Below are 18809 nucleotides of genomic sequence, written 5' to 3' on the forward strand. Positions count from 1 at the left end.
GCGCCCCGACCTTCTCGGTAAATTTTGCTATGTTTTTTTAAGAAATCTCAATTACCTTCACCGGTTTTGTTTTGGCTTCTTCCTTTTTGGGCACAGTGATGTGAAGAATTCCTTCACGGTACTCAGCCTTGATTTCTTCTCTATTCACCAGCCTTTCAGAAAGTGTAAATGAACGTTGAAACGATTGATAGCTGAATTCCCGACGAGTATATTCATTCTGCATTTCCTCCGATTCATCATGCTTTTCGGAAGAAATCACAAGCATGTCGTTATCCAGCTCGATCTTGAAATCCTCTTTCTTCATTCCTGGAGCTGCCAATTCTATATTAAACTCCTCATTGGTTTCCCGGATATTTACTCGGGGAAGTGTGGTATTGGCTTCTGAGAAATTCGAAAGACCCCAATCGTTCCAGTTTTGAGTGAAAAGGTCTCCCAACAAGGTTGGGATTCCCCATTTTGTTCCATTGTCTCTTAACGTTAACATGGTTTTATCCTCCTTTAAGTTTTTGGTCAAACAATTCAAGCGTCTAAACTCATTTTTTTATTGAGCTTCAATTTTACCTTAACAACCTGAGTGCCAGTGAATTTTAAAACAAATGTGGTTTTTGATTTTATGCCATTTTTCTGAAAAATTTTCATTGAAACTGTCAAATTTTCATTCTCAAAATGCCCCCAAGCAAAATTTAATTGAACTTGCCTCGACAAAGCAATGGAGATTTTCAATCAACCTCCAAACAACTACAAATTTGTCATTAAGTTGTGTTGTATTATTAATTTATTTTAATAATATTTTAACATTGTAGTTCACACTACGTTATCTACTATGTTAAATGATCTAAATTTATCTATTCGGTTCAAAGAACGACCTTTTGTAAACACTGCTATTGCAAAAGCTCACCCTTACGATTTTGTCAGCGACGATTTTCCTGACAGTAAATCCATTGAAAACTCCCATTACTGCGCTGCTCTATTAGCAAAAATCAAAAGTTGGAAACTTCAAGAATGCCAGGAATTTATAAGGCATCAGATCAAAGGATTAACTGATCCTATCACCTGGTTAAATTCACTTCGTATGTTACTGGCTAATCAAGTGGATAAAGACACCGACAAGTTTGTAACCTTAAATTGGCTCATGAAACATGCCTTGGTTGTCGATGAGTTGAGAGATTATGAATTACGACAGTGTAAGAAAGATCGAAAGTTTGATTTCGACCAGGTATCAAAAGAACTTGAAAAATTGGATTCCAGCACTAAAAAATTAAAATATTTAATTGAGCGAAAAACCGAGTTTTTACAATACCACCCTATTGAGCCGATACCAACTAAACCAACATTTGCAGCCCAGGTGGATCTGGAAATTGAAAAAATTCATAAGTTGGAGGAAATAGCTTTACGTTCACCGGTGCCGCAAAATATCGCGCCCATTAAGCTACGATGGAATGGACAGATAAATATACTGGCCGATATTTTCCATCAATTTGCAACCATCAGGGTTGATGGAAAACCATTAATTGATAATTCAGCCTCGTCGTTGGCAGAGTTTCTCGCTCACAACTTTGTAGATAAAGACGGAAATCCAATTTCTTTTGAAACATTAAAAACCATACTTCGGCCTAGTCGTTTTGAAAAGCGTCCAAAGGACGGCCGTATCGATATTTCTGATTTATTAGAATAAAGGTCCCCAAAACCCACGGGGACCTCCTAAATACTTACGCTCTCTATTGCTCCTAAAGCCGCGTTTTTTAAGAAAAATGGTCCCCGGGGACCATTTTGGGACCTGGGGACTTCAAACTTTAATCTTCTTTCGCTTCCATAATTTTTTAAAACATCAAAAAACATGGAAGCAGTAATTCTAACAAAAGATGCCTACAACGACCTGGTAGGAAAACTCGAAACAATCCAAGATCTCATTACCCGCAAAGAACGTCCGGAAGACAAGTTTCTCGACAATCAAGATTTTATGTTCTTGATGAAGGTCTCTAAGCGGACAGCGCAAAGCTGGCGCGATGAAGGAAAAATTGCCTTCTCTCAAATCGGAGCTAAAATCTATTACCGTATGACCGATGTCCAGGAGTTATTGAATTCAAATTACAACAAACCATTTGGGAGGAAATAAATATGGAAACCGGTAAACCATTAAACTTTCAAGGTTTGTTAAATGAAAGCCTTACCATCATAAAAGCCGATGCCGATAAATTGGAATGGCAAACCCAATTTTATAACAAAGCCCGTAATGAGAAAACTTACAATGCCGAACAATTACAAAAAATGTATGAGCGTCTGCAATCCGATTTAAAAAGGCAACAACTCTTTTCAGAACTACTAAATCGACTGTTCGACCGCAATTATGCACAATGTATTATTGGAATGGAGCAATGCTTTATCGGGCAACTTAAAATCAACGGAAACCTACCTATGGATTATGTTTTCTACTATCGTAAAGAAAACGATCAATTCAAGGTCTATTTCATGCCTTTATAAAGAAATAAAACAAAAAACTGAAGACTAATTGTTTTGTCATGGACCTTTGGGCTGTCCGTTCGAAATCCTCGACTCGGCGGGCAGCATTTGGTCTTTTTTACAATGCAATTATCATAAGCTATTCGTGTAATCCGTCTAATTCGTGCAATTCGTGTTCACCAATTCTCTTATTAGTGCAATTCGTCTTATTCGTGCAATTCGTCTTATTCGTGCAATTCGTGTTCCTAATCATTGTAATCCCTACTAATATGCAAACTCTACCACCACCTATAAATTCATCTACCACCTTTACCAACGAAACCAACCTCCAAAAACTTCTCGAAAGCCAATCCAAAATCCGTGAAAACAAATCCAAGCCCATAACTTTTGCTTCTCCTATTCTTAGCCAAAACGAAAACGCGGTATTCTTTCCTCGAACCATCAATGTAATCCAGGGAAAAGCCGGTGTACATAAAAGTCGTTTAGCAGAAACAATTTGTGCTACCTTCTTAAAAAGACCTGAAAGTAATCGTGACTTACTCGGCTTTAAAACAGCTACACCACTTCAGGGGAGGTCTGGAGGAGTTGCTGTTTGTTACGTTGATACAGAACGAAATCTATCAGATCAATTACCCTACGCACTGCAACAAATCCAATTAAAAGCCGGTTACCAAATAGAAGATCACCCCATTAATTTCGATTACATATCGCTCTTAGAATTCAGCCGGGAGGAACGTTTCGAAATGTTAGACATGTACCTGGAATATATTCGTCAGAAATATCATACCCACGTTTTTATTGTGTTAGATGTGATCACAGATTGCGTATTCAATTTCAATGACTCAAAAGACAGCATGAAACTGATTGATATGATGAACCGGTCCATCAACCGCTACAATGTTTCCTTTTTATGTTTGATTCATGAAAACCCCGGTAACACCGACAAAGCTAGGGGACATCTGGGCACTGAGATCACCAACAAAGCATCCACTGTTTTACAAGTAGGCTTTGAACGTGACGGAGAAAACCGTTTTACCGACCTTATTAAAATTGCCTATCTCAAATGCCGAAGCTCTCGTAAGCATGAACCATTTTATGTGCAATATTCCGATGAAGAAAAAGGATTGATACTTGCTAGCCCCGAAACCGTTTTTACAGTACTAGGTGAACGCCAGCAAAAAGCCGAACTGGATGAACTCTGTGATTATTTAGGTAGAATATTAATTGAGCCCATGAGTAAGCAAACCCTCTTTGATTTGCTAACGGAGGAATTCGACTGTAAGCCGCGGACTCTAGAAAATCGAATTAAGCAAATCATGCAAATCCCCATTACGCTCATTGGGCAAAATGGCGCATTCTGCACACTTTGCAAACGTCAGGAAAGTAAGGAAATTTCATACTTGTTAAAATATTGAATATCAATTATTTGCAATCTTTTAGAACGTTTGCAAGTTTGCAAAGGCTATATATGTGCGTTGCAAATTGCAAACGTCAGGAATCTCAAGCAGCAGAGGTGTGATTTTCTTCCTTTTTAGTTATTATGCATTGTTTTATTTTACTGAAATAAAAACATTTTATGAGCTTTCTCAACCCATCTTAATTTTTCTAAAATCAGTATTGATGCAAACAAATCTTAAAAATTATTTATCATTACGTTTATTAAAATTTTGAGGCTATAAATGAGGTCATTGGAGAGATGAAGAGCTATACGAACCATACCGACCAACAGTTAACCGAAATGCTTCGGACGGGAGATCGTGTGGCTTATACTGAAATTTATAACCGTTACAAACGATCGCTTTATCTTTTTGCTTTTAAAAGGTTAAATGAAAAAGAAGAAGTTTGGGATATTGTTCATGAAGTATTTCTTTCTCTGTGGTCAAATTTCGAAAGTTTGAACATTGAGTTTACCTTATCAACTTACTTGCACTCAGCAGTGAGAAATAAAGTGGCTAATTTAATTGCACATAAACAAGTTTCTGCTCGTTACCTTGATAGCTTGAGTAGTTTTCTTTCTACTGAGCCTGATCACACTGACCATCTTGTAAGGTATCGTGAATTGGAAGTTCAGATTGAAAAAGAAATTCAGGCCCTACCTGAAAAAATGCGTCAGGTATTTGAATTAAGCCGTAAGTCGGATTATAGCCGCATGAAAATCGCTGAAGAATTGGGCCTATCTGAAGAAACCGTAAAGAGCCATATGCATCAGGCTCTTAAAAGGTTAAAGGTAAAACTCGGCCCACTGTTTAATCTTCTTTTTATATTTTAACTCACCAATTAAAATTATTTTGAAATTGTTCTAACCCTTGGACAATACTTAACTGACTAACTACTAAAATAACCAAAGAATATTTTAGTGGATCAACAATACGCCAAAGAACTTCTCGAAAAATATAAATCAGGCCAGTGTACTGCAGAGGAAAAAGAGCAGGTTGAAAACTGGATTACCTTCGGGGAATTTCCTGATGCCGAAATCTCTTTAGAAGAGTTGGAGGACCAGCTAGACGCGATGTCAAATGCATTGCCTTTATATAAGGAAAGGCGTCTTTGGCCAAAAATCGCGGTAGCTGCTGCGGCCGCAATAGTAATTTTTAGTGTAGGATTAATATACTATTCTGGCCAATCCAACAAATCAAAACAAACTACCATTGCCTTCAATGATATAGCACCAGGAAAGCAAGGGGCAACTTTAACCCTTGCAAATGGTTCTCAAATTCGCTTATCCACAGCCAGCAATGGAGAAATAGCACAACAGTCGAATGTTAAAATTACCAAGAGCGCTAAGGGAGAAATTATTTACCAATTAGGTTCTTCAAAAAATGACCAATCAGCTACTAATTCTCTAAATACATTAACTACTGCTAATGGAGAGGTTTATACTTTAATTCTACCTGATAATTCTAAAGTATGGATGAATGCCGCCTCAAGTATTAGTTATACTCCTATGCTAATGGATAAGGGTGTAAGAAGGGTGAGATTGGAAGGAGAAGCCTACTTCGAAGTTGTTAAAGACAAGGCTCATCCTTTTATTGTTGAAAGTGCCGGACAAAAGGTAGAGGTGCTGGGTACACATTTTAATGTTAATGCGTACAGCGATGAGAGTAGTGTGATAACCACCTTGCTTGAAGGCAGTGTGCGTGTAACTTCAGAAAAAAATGGTATTAGCGCAAAAAATGTAATGCTTAAACCAAATCAGCAATCGGTTACTGCTGCGAATATTATCCATGTATCTGAAGTAAATACAAGAGAAGCTGTTGCCTGGAAAAATGGATTATTTTATTTCAATAATACCGCGATCCAAAATGTAATGCGGCAAGTTGAACGGTGGTATGATGTGAAGGTAGTGTATGAGCAACCTGCATTGAAGGATGAAATTTTAAGTGGCTCGGTATCAAGATATGGTAATCTGTCCAAATTATTGGCTGCTATTGAGCAAACGGGTGCAGTGAAATTTAAAATAGAAGGGAAAGTTATTAAGGTAACTCAATAAAACAGCATTATATGTGTAATCAACCCATTTTCTTTCATAAAAATATTTAATAAAAACAAAATGACTTGACCTTTACAACAGCAAAATTAAAGAATTAAGGGTTTGCTCTATAAAGCAAACCGGGAAGTGTTACCAGCACCTCCCGGAACAGTTTGAGCTAACCTTTCCCTCTCCTAAGTAGGTTCGGGGATAAAAAAATCGTATCAACAATTCATGAATCAACTCTAACCGGAATAAAAGTATGAAAATAAATGCTTTTTACGCAGGCGCTTGCCGTTTATGGCTACCTCCTAAAATATTTTTAATTATGAAAATAATCATAATTATAATGACCACTTGTTTAATTCAAGTATCTGCAGCTGGATTTGCTCAAAAAGTTACTTACAGTAAAAAAGGTGCAAGCTTAGCTGAAATTTTTAACCAAATCACTTTACAGACGGGTTATAATGTCCTCTATGCTCCAGGAAAGTTGGGTGGATCTCAAAGCATCGACGTCAATTTTAAAGATACTGATCTTAAGGAAGTGCTGGAAGAAATAAGTACACAGCAGCCTTTTGAATATAATATTGACGATAAGAATATTATAATTAAGCCAATAAAAACTTCCTTTCGGAACAGGGTGATGAGCGCATTGTTTGCTATTACTATCAAAGGAAAAGTTGTTGATGAGGGAGGACAGCCGTTGGTTGGGGCAACAATTTTGGTTAAGGGTACCACACAATCAACTTTTTCTGACGAAAATGGAGATTTTACCCTAGCAAATGTGGATGAAGGTGCCATTTTACAAATCTCTTTTATTGGTTATATAACTCGCGAACGTAAGGCCGCTCCGCAGTTAGGGACCATCAAAATGGAATTAGTGATTGGAAAGTTGACAGAAGTAACCGTCAACGCTGGATATTATTCCGTTAAAGAAAGCGAACGTACTGGAAATATTTCTAAAATAAACGCTAAGGATATTGAGAAACAACCTGTTTCAAATGTACTTGCCTCAATGCAAGGGCGTATGGCAGGAGTCGATATCATCCAGGATTCAGGAACGCCCGGAAGCGGCTTCCAGATAAAGATACGGGGTCTCAACAGCCTACGGGAAGACGGCAATGAACCGCTCTACATTATCGATGGTGTGCCTTATTCTTCGGAAGTCATTGGATACTACAATACGACAAGTGGAATACCAACACCTACGAGTCCGTTAAACAGCATCAATCCCAATGATGTTGAAAGCATAGAAGTCCTCAAAGATGCAGATGCAACCGCTATCTACGGTTCGCGCGGAGCCAATGGGGTAGTACTGATTACCACCAAAAAAGGCAAGGCAGGAAAAACGAGCGTAACGGCTTCCGCATCTTCAGGAATTGGAAAAGTCACCAAAATGATCGACCTGATGGATACCCAGCAGTATTTGGAAATGAGAAAACAGGGTTTTGCCAATGACGGTGTTACCAACTATCCCGATTGGGCATATGACATTAATGGAACTTGGGATCAAAACCGTTATACCGATTGGCAAAAGGAACTTTTGGGTGGAACTGCTGTAATTGCCAATATGCAGGCGTCGGTATCAGGCGGTTCCGATTTAACCCAATATCTGATCAATGGCACCTACCACACTGAAACAACGGTACTCCCCGGTGATTTTAAGTATGATAAAGCAGCTGTCCACTTTAGCATGAACCACAGGAGTGAGGATAATAAATTCAAATTCACTTTTTCAACAGGCTATACTGCCCAAGACAATTTACAGCCAGAAACCGATATCAGCCGCACGGCTCGAAATCTGGCTCCCAATGCCCCTGCCCTGTATGATGCCAACGGCAACCTGAATTTTGAAAATAGCACTTTTCAAAATCCATTGGCAGCGCTCCGGGGCATTAGCACGGCAAAAACTAATGATCTTATTGCCAATACAGTGCTGAGTTATCAGATAGCTCCAGATTGGGAACTCAAAACTAATTTAGGGCTAACAGATATAAAGAATGGAGAGCAGCGCCTCTTGCCATCGACAATGTATGATCCTGCCTATCATCTTGGAAGCAGCAACTCGGCGATGTTTTCCAGTAATACCCAGAGAAAATCCTGGATTGTGGAACCGCAGCTTCGTTGGAGCCATAATTTCGGAATCAGTACAATTGATGTTTTGGTGGGAGGTACTGCGCAACAGCAAACTACCTCACGGCTGTACCAGTTTGGGTATGGTTTTGCTAGCAACAGCCAGATTACGGACATAGCCTCAGCCACTCAAAAATCCATTTTTGTAAGTGATGAAACCCAATATAAATACCAAGCTTTTTTTGGAAGGCTCAATTATAATTGGGATCAAAAATATATTGTGAACCTAACGGGAAGAAGGGATGGTTCAAGCCGATTTGGACCAGGCAAACAGTTTGCCACATTTGGGGCTATAGGCGCCGCCTGGCTGTTCTCGAAAGAAAGTTTCCTAAAAGATAATGCAGTGCTGAGTTTTGGAAAGCTTCGGGCTAGCTACGGTAGTTCAGGCAGTGATCAAATAGGGGATTATCAGTATTTGGATACCTATATTTCCTCTGGTCTAAACTACAATGGTGCCATAGGTTTAGATCCCACTCGACTGTACAATCCGGATTTTAGTTGGGAAACTAACCAAAAACTGGAGACTGCAATAGAAATGGGGTTCTTCCGGGATCGAATATTTTTTACAGCAGCTTGGTATCGGAATCGGTCTTCTAATCAATTGGTAGGGATTCCTTTGCCAGGGACAACAGGATTCAGTTCCATTAACGCTAATTTAAACGCCACCGTTCAAAATATGGGGCTGGAATTTACACTGCGTACTCTAAATTTTGACCGTAACAGTTTTAAATGGACAACCAACTTTAATATATCGGCTCCCAAAAACAAACTACTGTCTTTTCCGGGACTCGAAGGCTCGACTTATTCCAATCGATATGTTATTGGGGAATCGACAAGCATTGTAAAGACATATCAGTTAAAAGGGGTCAATCCACAAACGGGGCTGTATGAGGTGGAAGATTTCAATAAAGACGGTATGATTACCTCACTGGGCGACAAAAAGGTCATTATGGATCTTACACCGCAGTACTTTGGAGGTTTGGAAAACCAGTTTCAATATAAAAACTGGCAATTAAATTTTCTTTTCCAGTTTGTAAAACAAAAGAATTACATATATACTCCAAACGTTCCCGGTGGTAGTTTCTTCAATCAGAGTTCGGACATGATTAAAGCATGGCAGCATGAAGGAGACCAGGTTCCTTTTCAGATGAATACATCGGGCGAAAATGGGGCTGCTGTAAATGCCTATTACAATTATTTGGACAGCAACGCACCAATTGTGGATGCGTCCTACATTCGGTTAAAAAATATTGCGGTAAGCTATGACCTGCCGTTGCATGCCATCAAAGGGGTTCACTGTAAGCTGTCATTGTTGGGACAGAATGTGTTAACATTTACCCCATACAAAGGGGGTGATCCAGAATTTAAATATACCGCATACCTGCCTCCTCTAAAAACAATTACCGCAGGCTTACAGCTTACGTTTTAACCTTTACTAATCTAGCCATGATAAATACAATTATTTTAAAAAAGTTACTTCATAAAAGTGTTAAAGAGATGAATAATAAAAGCTGTTTCCTGCTAATATTATCTCTGACACTAGGTGCCTGTGATAGCTTTGTGAAAGTGGATCTTCCCGCTTCGCAATTGTCGGCCAAAACAGTTTTCGAAGATGCAGGAACGGCCAAGGCGGCTATGGCCGGTTTGTATGCCAAAATGAGAGATGGCGGGATATTGACCGGTCATTCATCGGGGGTGTCTTGTTCTCTTGGGCTCTACGCCGATGAATTTGATTATTACTACCTATACTCGGTGGATAATTTTTATACCAATTCATTATTTCCTGGAGATAATGGGGTAAATAATACCTGGAATAGGAGTTATAACCAAATTTATAGCGCCAATGCGATTCTTGCAGGATTGGACAATTCCACTACCATAGCGGAAGCCGATAAAAAACAATTGCAAGGTGAGGCCCTCTTTATAAGAGCCTTGCTTCATTTTTATCTAGTGAATCTCTTTGGCGACATTCCCTATATCAACACAACAGATCATCTACTGAACAGCAAAGTTTCACGAATGCCTGCCAATAAAATCTATAGCCTGATTGTAATGGACCTGAATAAAGCTGTTGAATTACTATCGGAGGATTATGTTTCATCTGAGCGCATTATTCCCAACCGAAGCACTGCCACAGCGTTTTTAGCACGGGTTTATTTGTATATGGGATTATATCCCGAAGCCTCGAATGCCTCCTCTGCAGTGATCAATAATCCACTGTATGTTTGGGAAACGGATTTGGATAAAATCTTTCTTAAAGAAAGCAGCACTACAATCTGGCAATTTATGCCAAACACCTCCGACAGCAATACTGCCGAAGGGAGCATATACATATTTACTTCAGGTCCGCCACCCATCGTGGGGCTTAGGACTGACTTTGTGAATTCTTTTGAAGTGGGAGATCAAAGAAAGACCCATTGGACTAAGGCGGTAACAGATGGGATCACGACATGGTACCATGCCTTTAAATACAAACAACAATCCTCCACCCCTAGCTCTGTTGAGTATTCCATAGTGTTTCGTTTGGCAGAACAATACCTGATTCGCGCCGAAGCAAGAGCGTATCAAGGCGATCTAAGTGGAGCCAAAGAAGATTTAAACCTCATTCGAACAACAGCAGGACTTTCCAAATCTACTGCGATTACTTTTGATGAGATTATAAATGATATTCTAAAACAACGTCGTTTTGAACTATTCACTGAATTTGGACAGCGTTTTTTTGATTTGAAACGAACCGGAAAACTAGACGAGGTGCTATCCGTATCCAAACCAGGATGGAATACCACCGATAGTTTGTGGCCATTACCTGCCCTTGAATTGAACTCCAATCCCAACCTGAATCCGCAAAACCCTGGATATTAATCAAAGCCATGAAAGTATTCAAAAGAAAAAAAATAGACTTCGTAATCTCGAGTTTGGTGTTGGATCTATTTCTTTTAGTGTTGTTAGCCTGTCCCATATTGGGGCAGGCACAACAAAAGAAGCCATTAACTGAAGACGATTACGGCAGATGGGGAACACTGGAGGTAAAAGCCATATCCGATGGGGGGGCATGGGCCAGTTATGCCATGCGGTATGAAAACCACAACGATACTTTATTTGTACAAAACATCGCTAAAAATAAAAGCTATGCCATCCCAAAAGGGACTGAGGGTCGTTTTGGAGGAGAGCAACTATTTGCATTCTTGATACCTGAGGAGTCCCAATTGAAAGTAATGCAGTTACAGACGGGCAATATAAAAGTATATGACAATGTCAAACGGTATGAATTGGCGAGTAACGGTCAGTACATTATCACTTTCAATAAAGGGTATAGTGAGAAAAGCTTGTTGAAGATATGTAATCAAAAAGGAATAGCCATTGACAGTATCCTTGGAGTCACAGAATATGCCTTAAATGTAAACAAAGATGCTTTAATTTTTGCCAGCAGGCTGCGGGAACATAGTGACGTTGGAATAATCTATTTTAAACAGTATTCCCGCGAAACGATATCGAAAGAAAATGCCGGCAAGTTTGCCAATTTTGTCTGGCAGCACAATGATAAGTCAGTTGCTTTTTTGAATGAAATTGACTCTGTCTCAAAAACAACTACGATTAATTATCTTAGAATTAGTGATAAGAAACTGTTTTCATTTGATTATTCCACTAAAGTAGGCTCAACCAAAAATATGTGCATCGGTTTCAAGAATTGGAACCAACCCCACGTCTCCTTTGATGGCACAAAAGTTTTTTTTATGGTAGCTAAAAATAAGGATGCAGATTTACGAAACGATCCAAAAGCAGTCGAAGTTTGGAAGGGAACTGATAAATGGCTTTATGTAGACAGACAACGTCAGCAAGAGGAAGGGGACATTACTAAACTGGCCGTTTGGTATCCGGATACGGGCTTGTATTTACAAATAAACGACGATGATTTACCTCAAATGATGCTGAGCGGGCAACAGGAATATGCTGTTTCATACAATAAATTCTCCTACGGGCTGAAATCCAAATATTATGAGGAAGCGGATTTTTATTTAACCAATCTAAAAGACGGTTCCAAAGAACTGATGCTGAAGAAGCAATCAGTTGATCCCAACCAGATGGGCTTTGATCCTTTTAGCAACAAAATAATGTATTATAGGGAAAGTAATTGGTGGATATATGATCCTGTGGCAAAAACACATACCAACCTGACCAAAAAAGTTTCAACGCGTTGGGACAATTACAATACTGCTGATGCTCCGCATCAATTTTGGGTTTATGGCAATCCGGGCTGGAGCTCCGACGGAAAGAACGTTTTATTGTATGATGCCAATGATATCTGGCAGGTGGCTACTGATGGTTCTTCTTGCGAGCGACTAACCAGAGGACGGGAGAAAAACATTGTTTACAGGATAACTCTCATTGAATATGACTGGCGATCGCAGAGTAACTACGACGGAAGGAAAGCCACCATTTTCGATCTGTCTAAAGATCTGTTGCTCGAAGCAAGAAATACCGAAAACTGGTCAACAGGGTATTTTATTTACAATGCCCAATCGGGAGAGAAACCTTTGGTATATGAAGCCAGTAAAATAGATGAAATCCGCAAGAGTAAAAGCAGCAGTTATATTTTTCAGAATCAAACCTTCAATCAGTCGCCACGATTGGAATTCAGAAAGAAAAACGAGGCTGTTTCCAAAATTTTGTTTCAATCCAACAAGCAACAAAATGAGTATTCCTTTGGGAAATCAGAATTGCTGTATTACAGCAACAGTAAAGGTCAAACATTAAAAGCGGCGCTGTTTTATCCCGCTGATTATAATCCCACAAAGAAATACCCAATGGTGGTGCATATCTATGATGTGATGTCTGATGAACTTCATCAGTATGTCAATCCCAGTTTCTTGAATAGGGAGGGCTTTAATGTGACGAATTATACGCTAAATGGTTATTTTGTGTTAATGCCCGATATTATATACCAGATGGGTAATCCAGGTAGTTCGGCCCTTGATTGTGTATCAGCCGGAGTCAAAACGGTTGTAGACAAAGGTTTGGTAGATAAACATAAAATAGGTTTATATGGACATTCTTTCGGTGGCTATGAAACCAATTTTATTATTTCCCAAACCCCGATTTTTTCGGCGGCCGTTTCGGGAGCCGGGATTAGCGATATTATTTCAATGTACTTTAATATCAGCAGGAATGGTTATTTTCAAGCCGATATGTGGCGATTTGAAAACCAGCAGTTCCGTATTGGAAAATCGCTGTACGAGGACAAAGAGGCATACTTAAGGAATTCTCCTATTATGCACGCTGAAAACATTAGAACACCCCTCTTACTGTGGGCAGGCAAAAATGATAGGATCATTCCCTGGAATCAAAGCATAACCTATTATTTGGCACTTCGAAAATTGGGAGTTGCAACTGAAATGCTGGTCTATCCAGATGAAGACCATTCACTAGAAAACTCAGATAATCAGAAGGATCTGAGCAAACGAATGATGGCATGGTTTGATCAATTGTTGAAAGGGGAGGCTAGACAGCAATAGATCTAAAAGGAATTTTTATTGAATAAAAAGAGATGTAGGCAATGCTGTTTCTAAAAAAGAACAGCATTGCCTTTCATTAAAAATGAAATTCAATTAATCAGGTTTGAAGCAACTATGCTCGGGTGCAACTCTGTGCTACTCCATGGTTAATTATTTCACGGTTAACAAAAGAAAATTCGATATCAATCCCTCCCTTGAAAACCGAATCAAGCAAATAATGCAAGTACCAGTTACTATTGTAAATGAAAATGGCGAATTCCTAATTCTGTGCAAAAGGCAGGAAAAAAAGGAAGTTTTATACTTCCTAAAAAAAAGCGATTAAAGCCAATTATGAGCCATTTAGAACGTTTGCAAACACGCAAGCCCTATATATGGGAAATGCTTTTGCAAACGTTAAAAAAGGGATTTTTCTCCTCCAAAACCCATTCATCAATTTTCACTATTTTGCCTTTTGAATGGTAACGCTACAAATGGATATAAAACTAACTTTTAGACAAGGTGGTATGTGGGAGTTTGAGAAAACAGGTATCTATCCCGAATACCTAATCTTTTCATCTAAAAGCCTAAATCGCTCCTGGAGATATAAAAAGCAAATGCATATTCAAAAGGGAAGCTTAAAAGTTAAGGATGAAATAATCTGTAATTATATTTTCGATAGTAATGGATGTAAAATTCAAGAGGTTAAGAATGGCATACCTTGTCGGCAATGGGTTGCAATTGATGTGTTTTTTGAATTATGTGACTAATTCTTAAGATTACACCATTGTTAGGAAAATTGTCAAAATATTGACTTTCATTAACTTATAGATTAAAAATACGTTTGCAAACACGCAAGTCCTATATATGAGAAATGCTTTTGCAAACGTTAAAATTGTTGAAAACAGACATCTGTTATTTACTTCATTTTTCTCTATTTTGCTAACCTATTAACTTAGTGGCAACGAGAATGACTTTGAAAACGAATAACAACCTACTGAATCCCAGAAAAACTTTAAATAAAGCCTTTTTAAAAGTTAAGCCTAATCGTTCCGAAATTGAAAAATTCAAGTTCAATCTAATTCATTTATTGGATCAGATCAACGATAAAGAATCAGAGGAGTTTCATAAAAACCTTATTGCCGATTTTCTAAAAAACACCTACTATTCTCCTAACCATTTTGTGAATACTAAAGGACGAAATGACCTGGTAATACATAATGGCAAGGATGCCAAATCTACTGTTGGAGTACTCATTGAAGCGAAAAGTACAACCAATAAGGCTGAAATGCTTAGCATAGAAAACATTAATGCCAAAGCCTTTCAGGAACTGGTATTGTATTATTTGCGGGAAAGAATAACTCATAAGAATCTTGAAATAAAACACCTGGTAGTTACCAATATTTATGAGTGGTTTATTTTTGATGCGGCTTCATTTGAAAAACACTTAACCCAAAATAAGCAGTTAGTTAAACAGTTTATCGACTTTGAAGAACGACGTTTGTCTGGTACCAAAACTGATTTCTTTTATAAAGAAATTGCCGGACCTATTATTGAAACGGTTGTTTCTGAATTCCAGTTTACTCATTTCGATTTAAAGGAGTATGATAAACCGCTCCGGAATAATGACAAACAAGATGACACTAAACTCATTGCCCTGTTTAAACTCTTATCACCAGAGCATTTACTTAAATTGCCTTTCACCAATGATAGTAACAGTTTAGATAAACGTTTTTATTCCGAACTACTTCATATAATTGGCTTAACGGAGACCAAAGACGGCAGTAAAAAACTCATTGAACGTAAGAAAATTGGGGAGCGAAACAATGGCTCATTACTGGAAAACACTATCAAACAACTTGACAGCCTCGATAAAATTTCTCGTTTAGAAAAACCTTCTCAATATGGTGAGAATCATCAGGAACGATTATTTAACGTAGGTTTGGAGTTAGTGATAACCTGGGTAAATCGTATTCTCTTTCTTAAACTATTAGAGGCCCAATTAATAAGTTACCACAAAGGAGATAAGTCCTTTTCTTTTTTAAATCGTGATAAAATCCGTGATTTCGATGATTTAAACAGTTTGTTTTTTCAGGTATTAGCCCGTAAGGTTGAAGATCGGGACGAAGATGTTATAAAACGTTTTGGTAAGATTCCTTATTTGAACAGTTCGTTATTTGAGCCCACAGAGTTAGAACACCTTACCCTATTTGTTAGTAATCTGGTTGATCATGGCAAACTTCCCACCCTATCAAACACTGTCTTAAAAGATTTAACCGGAACAAGGAAAACAGAAGAGATCAGCACCCTTGAATATTTGTTTGATTTTTTAGAAGCCTATGATTTTGCAGGAGAAGGTTCGGAAGAAATACAGGAGGATAACAAAACACTGATCAACGCTTCCGTACTAGGTTTAATTTTTGAGAAGATAAATGGTTATAAAGATGGTTCATTCTTTACCCCAGGCTTCATTACCATGTACATGTGTCGCGAAACAATACGTCGCGCTGTATTGCAGAAATTCAATGAAACTAAAGGCTGGAATTGCGTTTCGATAGATGATTTATATGATAAAATTGAAGATCGATCAGAAGCTAATACCATTATTAACAGCCTCAAAATATGCGATCCGGCCGTAGGGTCAGGACACTTCCTGGTTTCGGCTTTAAACGAAATCATTGCCATTAAAAACGATCTCAAAGTATTACAAGATCGTCAGTGCAAGCGGTTGAAAGAATATCATGTTGAAGTTGTAAATGACGAATTAGTAGTTACCGATGAAGACGGCAATTTATTCGAATATAACCCACTCAATAAAGAAAGTCAACGCATACAAGAAACCCTTTTCCACGAAAAGCAAACCATTATTGAAAACTGCTTATTTGGGGTAGATATCAACCCTAATTCGGTAAAAATTTGTCGTTTACGTTTATGGATAGAGCTGTTAAAAAATGCCTACTATAAAGTACCTACTAATGGGGATTTAGGGGGTGAACTGGAAACACTACCTAATATCGACATCAACATCAAATGCGGTAACTCGCTAATTAGCCGTTTTGCTTTAGATGCTGATTTAAAACAAGCATTGAAAAAGAGTAAGTGGAACGTGGATATGTACCGTACAGCTGTACATACTTACCGCAATGCCGAAAGCAAGGAACAAAAGCGCGAGATGGAACGCCTGATTGAAACCATTAAAGGCGATTTCAGAAGCGAGATTAACAAGAATGATCCTAAGTTGCTGAAACTTTATAAGCTTAAAGGCGACCTGTTTAATCTTACACAGCAAACCGGCTTATTTGAGTTAGGCAAAAAAGAAAAAGGCGATTGGAACAAAAAGGTAAGTGCTTTAGCCGCTGAAGCTGACAAACTCGAAACCGAAGTTGAAGAAATTAAAAGCAATAAGATTTACGAAAATGCATTTGAATGGCGCTTTGAGTTCCCTGAAGTGTTAAATAATGAGGGTGATTTTGTGGGTTTTGATGTGGTAATAGGGAATCCTCCTTATGTTTTTGCAAGAGAGAATTTTGATGATTTAATGAAGAAGTATTTCTATGAAAACTATAGTGCGACAGATTATCAAGTAAATCTTTATGTATTATTTCTTGAGAGAAGTTTAAATATTTTAAATGTTAAGGCTAACTATAGTCTAATTATTCCTAATTCTCTTTTAATGGTTTCATCTACTGCTAAGATCAGAGAGTTTCTAGTCAAGAAATCTCAACTTACTGAAATTGTGAACTTTATAGGGGAATCTTTTGAGGGTGTAAGCGTGGAAACGATTACAATATCTGGCACAAAAAATAAATTAGCATCAGACGATATTAAAATCTCAATTGGAGAAAACAACCAAATTGTTAATACTCATTCAAAAAGACAAACTGGTTTTGAATTAAATCACGATTTCACTTTTAATGTATTTTCTAATAATGAAAGTGATAATTTAACCCGTAAGTTAACTACCGATTCCATTGTCTTAGATAATATTGTTTATATAAAAGCGGGTTTGAAGGCTTACCAAAAAGGGAAAGGTAAACCTAGACAAACAGAAGAAGATGTTAAAAATCGACCATTTGATTATACTTACAAGTATGATGTAAATACATATAAGTATTTGGATGGAAAAAATATTAATCGGTATTGTATTAATTGGACTGGAAATTATTTAAGATTTGGCGAACATTTAGCGGAGCCTAGAATCTTCAAGGGCAAGAAAATAATCCTAAGGGAAATTACGGGCAAGTATCCTAAATCGTTGATTGCAACATATACGGAGGATGATTATTTATTTAACATGAGTAATATCGCCATTTTGCCTAAACTTTCTGAAATTGATATAAAATATATCCTAGCATTAATTTCAAGTAACGTACTATCCTATTTCTTTATTAAAAATACAGCAAAGTCTGTAAGGAAAATGTTTCCCAAAATCATCCTTAATGATTTAAGAAAGTTTCCAATTAAGAACATAAGCTTAGAGAGACAAAAACCATTTATTGAATTAGTGACTCAAATTCTTTCAATTAAAAACGATGACTCCACTTCCGTTACAACTTCCTTAGAAAAAGAAATCGATCAATTGGTGTATGAGCTATATGAGTTAACCGAGGAGGAAATTAAAATTGTGGAGGGAGTTGGATAATGGAAGAACTAGACCTTTTAAAAGAATACAAGTTGGAGCTATTGAAAGTCTATGAAAAGAGCCAGGAAACATTTGAGAAACAACTTTCATATATAAGCGCAGGAGCCTTAGGAGCCTCAATGTTATTTATTGAGAAAATCGTTAAGGATATTTCATTATCTCATTTAAAATGGATGTTATGTGCAAGCTGGTTTTTTTTAGGCTTAACGTTAGTGGTAAATTTAATTTCTCATTTATTATCTGCACGTAACACATATAAAACAATTCAAGATATTGATAATGAAGAATATGATGCAACTAAAGCTAGTAGACGTAATCAATTCATTACTAATGTTAATTACGGAACAGTAGGCACTTTTTTACTTGGAATAATTTTTTTAATACTATTTGTAACAATCAATATTTATAAAATGAAAAATAATTCATCAAATTCTGAAACAAATCCAACTCGTCCGATTACTGGAGTTATTCCTCCTCCACCTCCATCAAATCCTTCACCATCACCAAAAGAAAAATAGTTATATATGAGCAAGCAGATTGTTAAAACAACATCAGAAGGTACCAAAGGTTTAAACCCATCACCACCTCCCCAAAAACCTAAAACAACTAAATAATT

General features: G+C 37.6%; 13 protein-coding genes. 12 read left to right on the forward strand and 1 reads right to left on the reverse strand.

The window, feature by feature from the left end:
• Window positions 1-37: 37 nt before the first annotated feature.
• The gene (locus C3K47_RS18830) at window positions 38-484 is read right to left on the reverse strand and encodes an Hsp20/alpha crystallin family protein (RefSeq protein WP_103790747.1); all 447 of its coding nucleotides are present in this window, start codon (window positions 482-484) and stop codon (window positions 38-40) included.
• Window positions 485-823: 339 nt separating this feature from the next.
• Here C3K47_RS18830 and C3K47_RS18840 point away from each other — a divergent pair, with 339 nt between their 5' ends.
• The 12 genes from C3K47_RS18840 (at window position 824) to C3K47_RS18900 (ending at window position 18711) form a co-directional block, all read left to right on the forward strand.
• Window positions 824-1675, forward strand: coding sequence for a hypothetical protein (locus C3K47_RS18840; RefSeq protein WP_103790718.1), 852 nt, complete (start codon window positions 824-826; stop codon window positions 1673-1675).
• Window positions 1676-1837: 162 nt separating this feature from the next.
• Window positions 1838-2116, forward strand: coding sequence for a helix-turn-helix domain-containing protein (locus C3K47_RS18845; protein ID WP_103790719.1), 279 nt, complete (start codon window positions 1838-1840; stop codon window positions 2114-2116).
• Between the two features lie 2 nt (window positions 2117-2118).
• Window positions 2119-2481, forward strand: a complete 363-nt coding sequence (locus C3K47_RS18850) for a hypothetical protein (protein WP_103790720.1) — start codon at window positions 2119-2121, stop codon at window positions 2479-2481.
• A 248-nt stretch (window positions 2482-2729) separates the two neighbouring features.
• Window positions 2730-3875: a hypothetical protein gene (locus C3K47_RS18855; RefSeq protein WP_103790721.1), complete on the forward strand. Its 1146-nt coding sequence runs from the start codon at window positions 2730-2732 to the stop codon at window positions 3873-3875.
• 281 nt (window positions 3876-4156) lie between these two features.
• Window positions 4157-4729 (forward strand): RNA polymerase sigma factor, encoded by a 573-nt coding sequence (locus C3K47_RS18860; RefSeq protein WP_103790722.1) that lies wholly within the window; start codon window positions 4157-4159, stop codon window positions 4727-4729.
• A gap of 87 nt (window positions 4730-4816) precedes the next feature.
• Complete coding sequence (locus tag C3K47_RS18865; protein WP_103790723.1) at window positions 4817-5950, forward strand: FecR family protein; 1134 nt, start codon at window positions 4817-4819, stop codon at window positions 5948-5950.
• Between the two features lie 307 nt (window positions 5951-6257).
• Window positions 6258-9491, forward strand: coding sequence for a SusC/RagA family TonB-linked outer membrane protein (locus tag C3K47_RS18870; RefSeq protein WP_207765329.1), 3234 nt, complete (start codon window positions 6258-6260; stop codon window positions 9489-9491).
• A gap of 17 nt (window positions 9492-9508) precedes the next feature.
• Window positions 9509-10924, forward strand: a complete 1416-nt coding sequence (locus tag C3K47_RS18875; RefSeq protein WP_207765330.1) for a RagB/SusD family nutrient uptake outer membrane protein — start codon at window positions 9509-9511, stop codon at window positions 10922-10924.
• Window positions 10925-10932: 8 nt separating this feature from the next.
• Window positions 10933-13575 (forward strand): alpha/beta hydrolase family protein, encoded by a 2643-nt coding sequence (locus tag C3K47_RS18880; protein WP_103790724.1) that lies wholly within the window; start codon window positions 10933-10935, stop codon window positions 13573-13575.
• A 455-nt stretch (window positions 13576-14030) separates the two neighbouring features.
• A complete protein-coding gene (locus C3K47_RS18890) occupies window positions 14031-14321 on the forward strand; it encodes a hypothetical protein (RefSeq protein ID WP_103790726.1) in 291 nt (96 codons plus the stop codon).
• A gap of 200 nt (window positions 14322-14521) precedes the next feature.
• Entirely contained in the window at window positions 14522-18193 is a 3672-nt protein-coding gene (locus C3K47_RS18895) for a DUF7149 domain-containing protein (RefSeq protein ID WP_103790727.1), read from the forward strand.
• Window positions 18193-18711: a hypothetical protein gene (locus C3K47_RS18900; RefSeq protein ID WP_103790728.1), complete on the forward strand. Its 519-nt coding sequence runs from the start codon at window positions 18193-18195 to the stop codon at window positions 18709-18711. Before C3K47_RS18895 ends, C3K47_RS18900 begins: the two co-directional genes overlap by 1 nt.
• The last annotated feature ends 98 nt before the right edge of the window (window positions 18712-18809 follow it).

This window comes from Solitalea longa (assembly GCF_002920915.1).
Classification (GTDB): domain Bacteria; phylum Bacteroidota; class Bacteroidia; order Sphingobacteriales; family Sphingobacteriaceae; genus Solitalea; species Solitalea longa.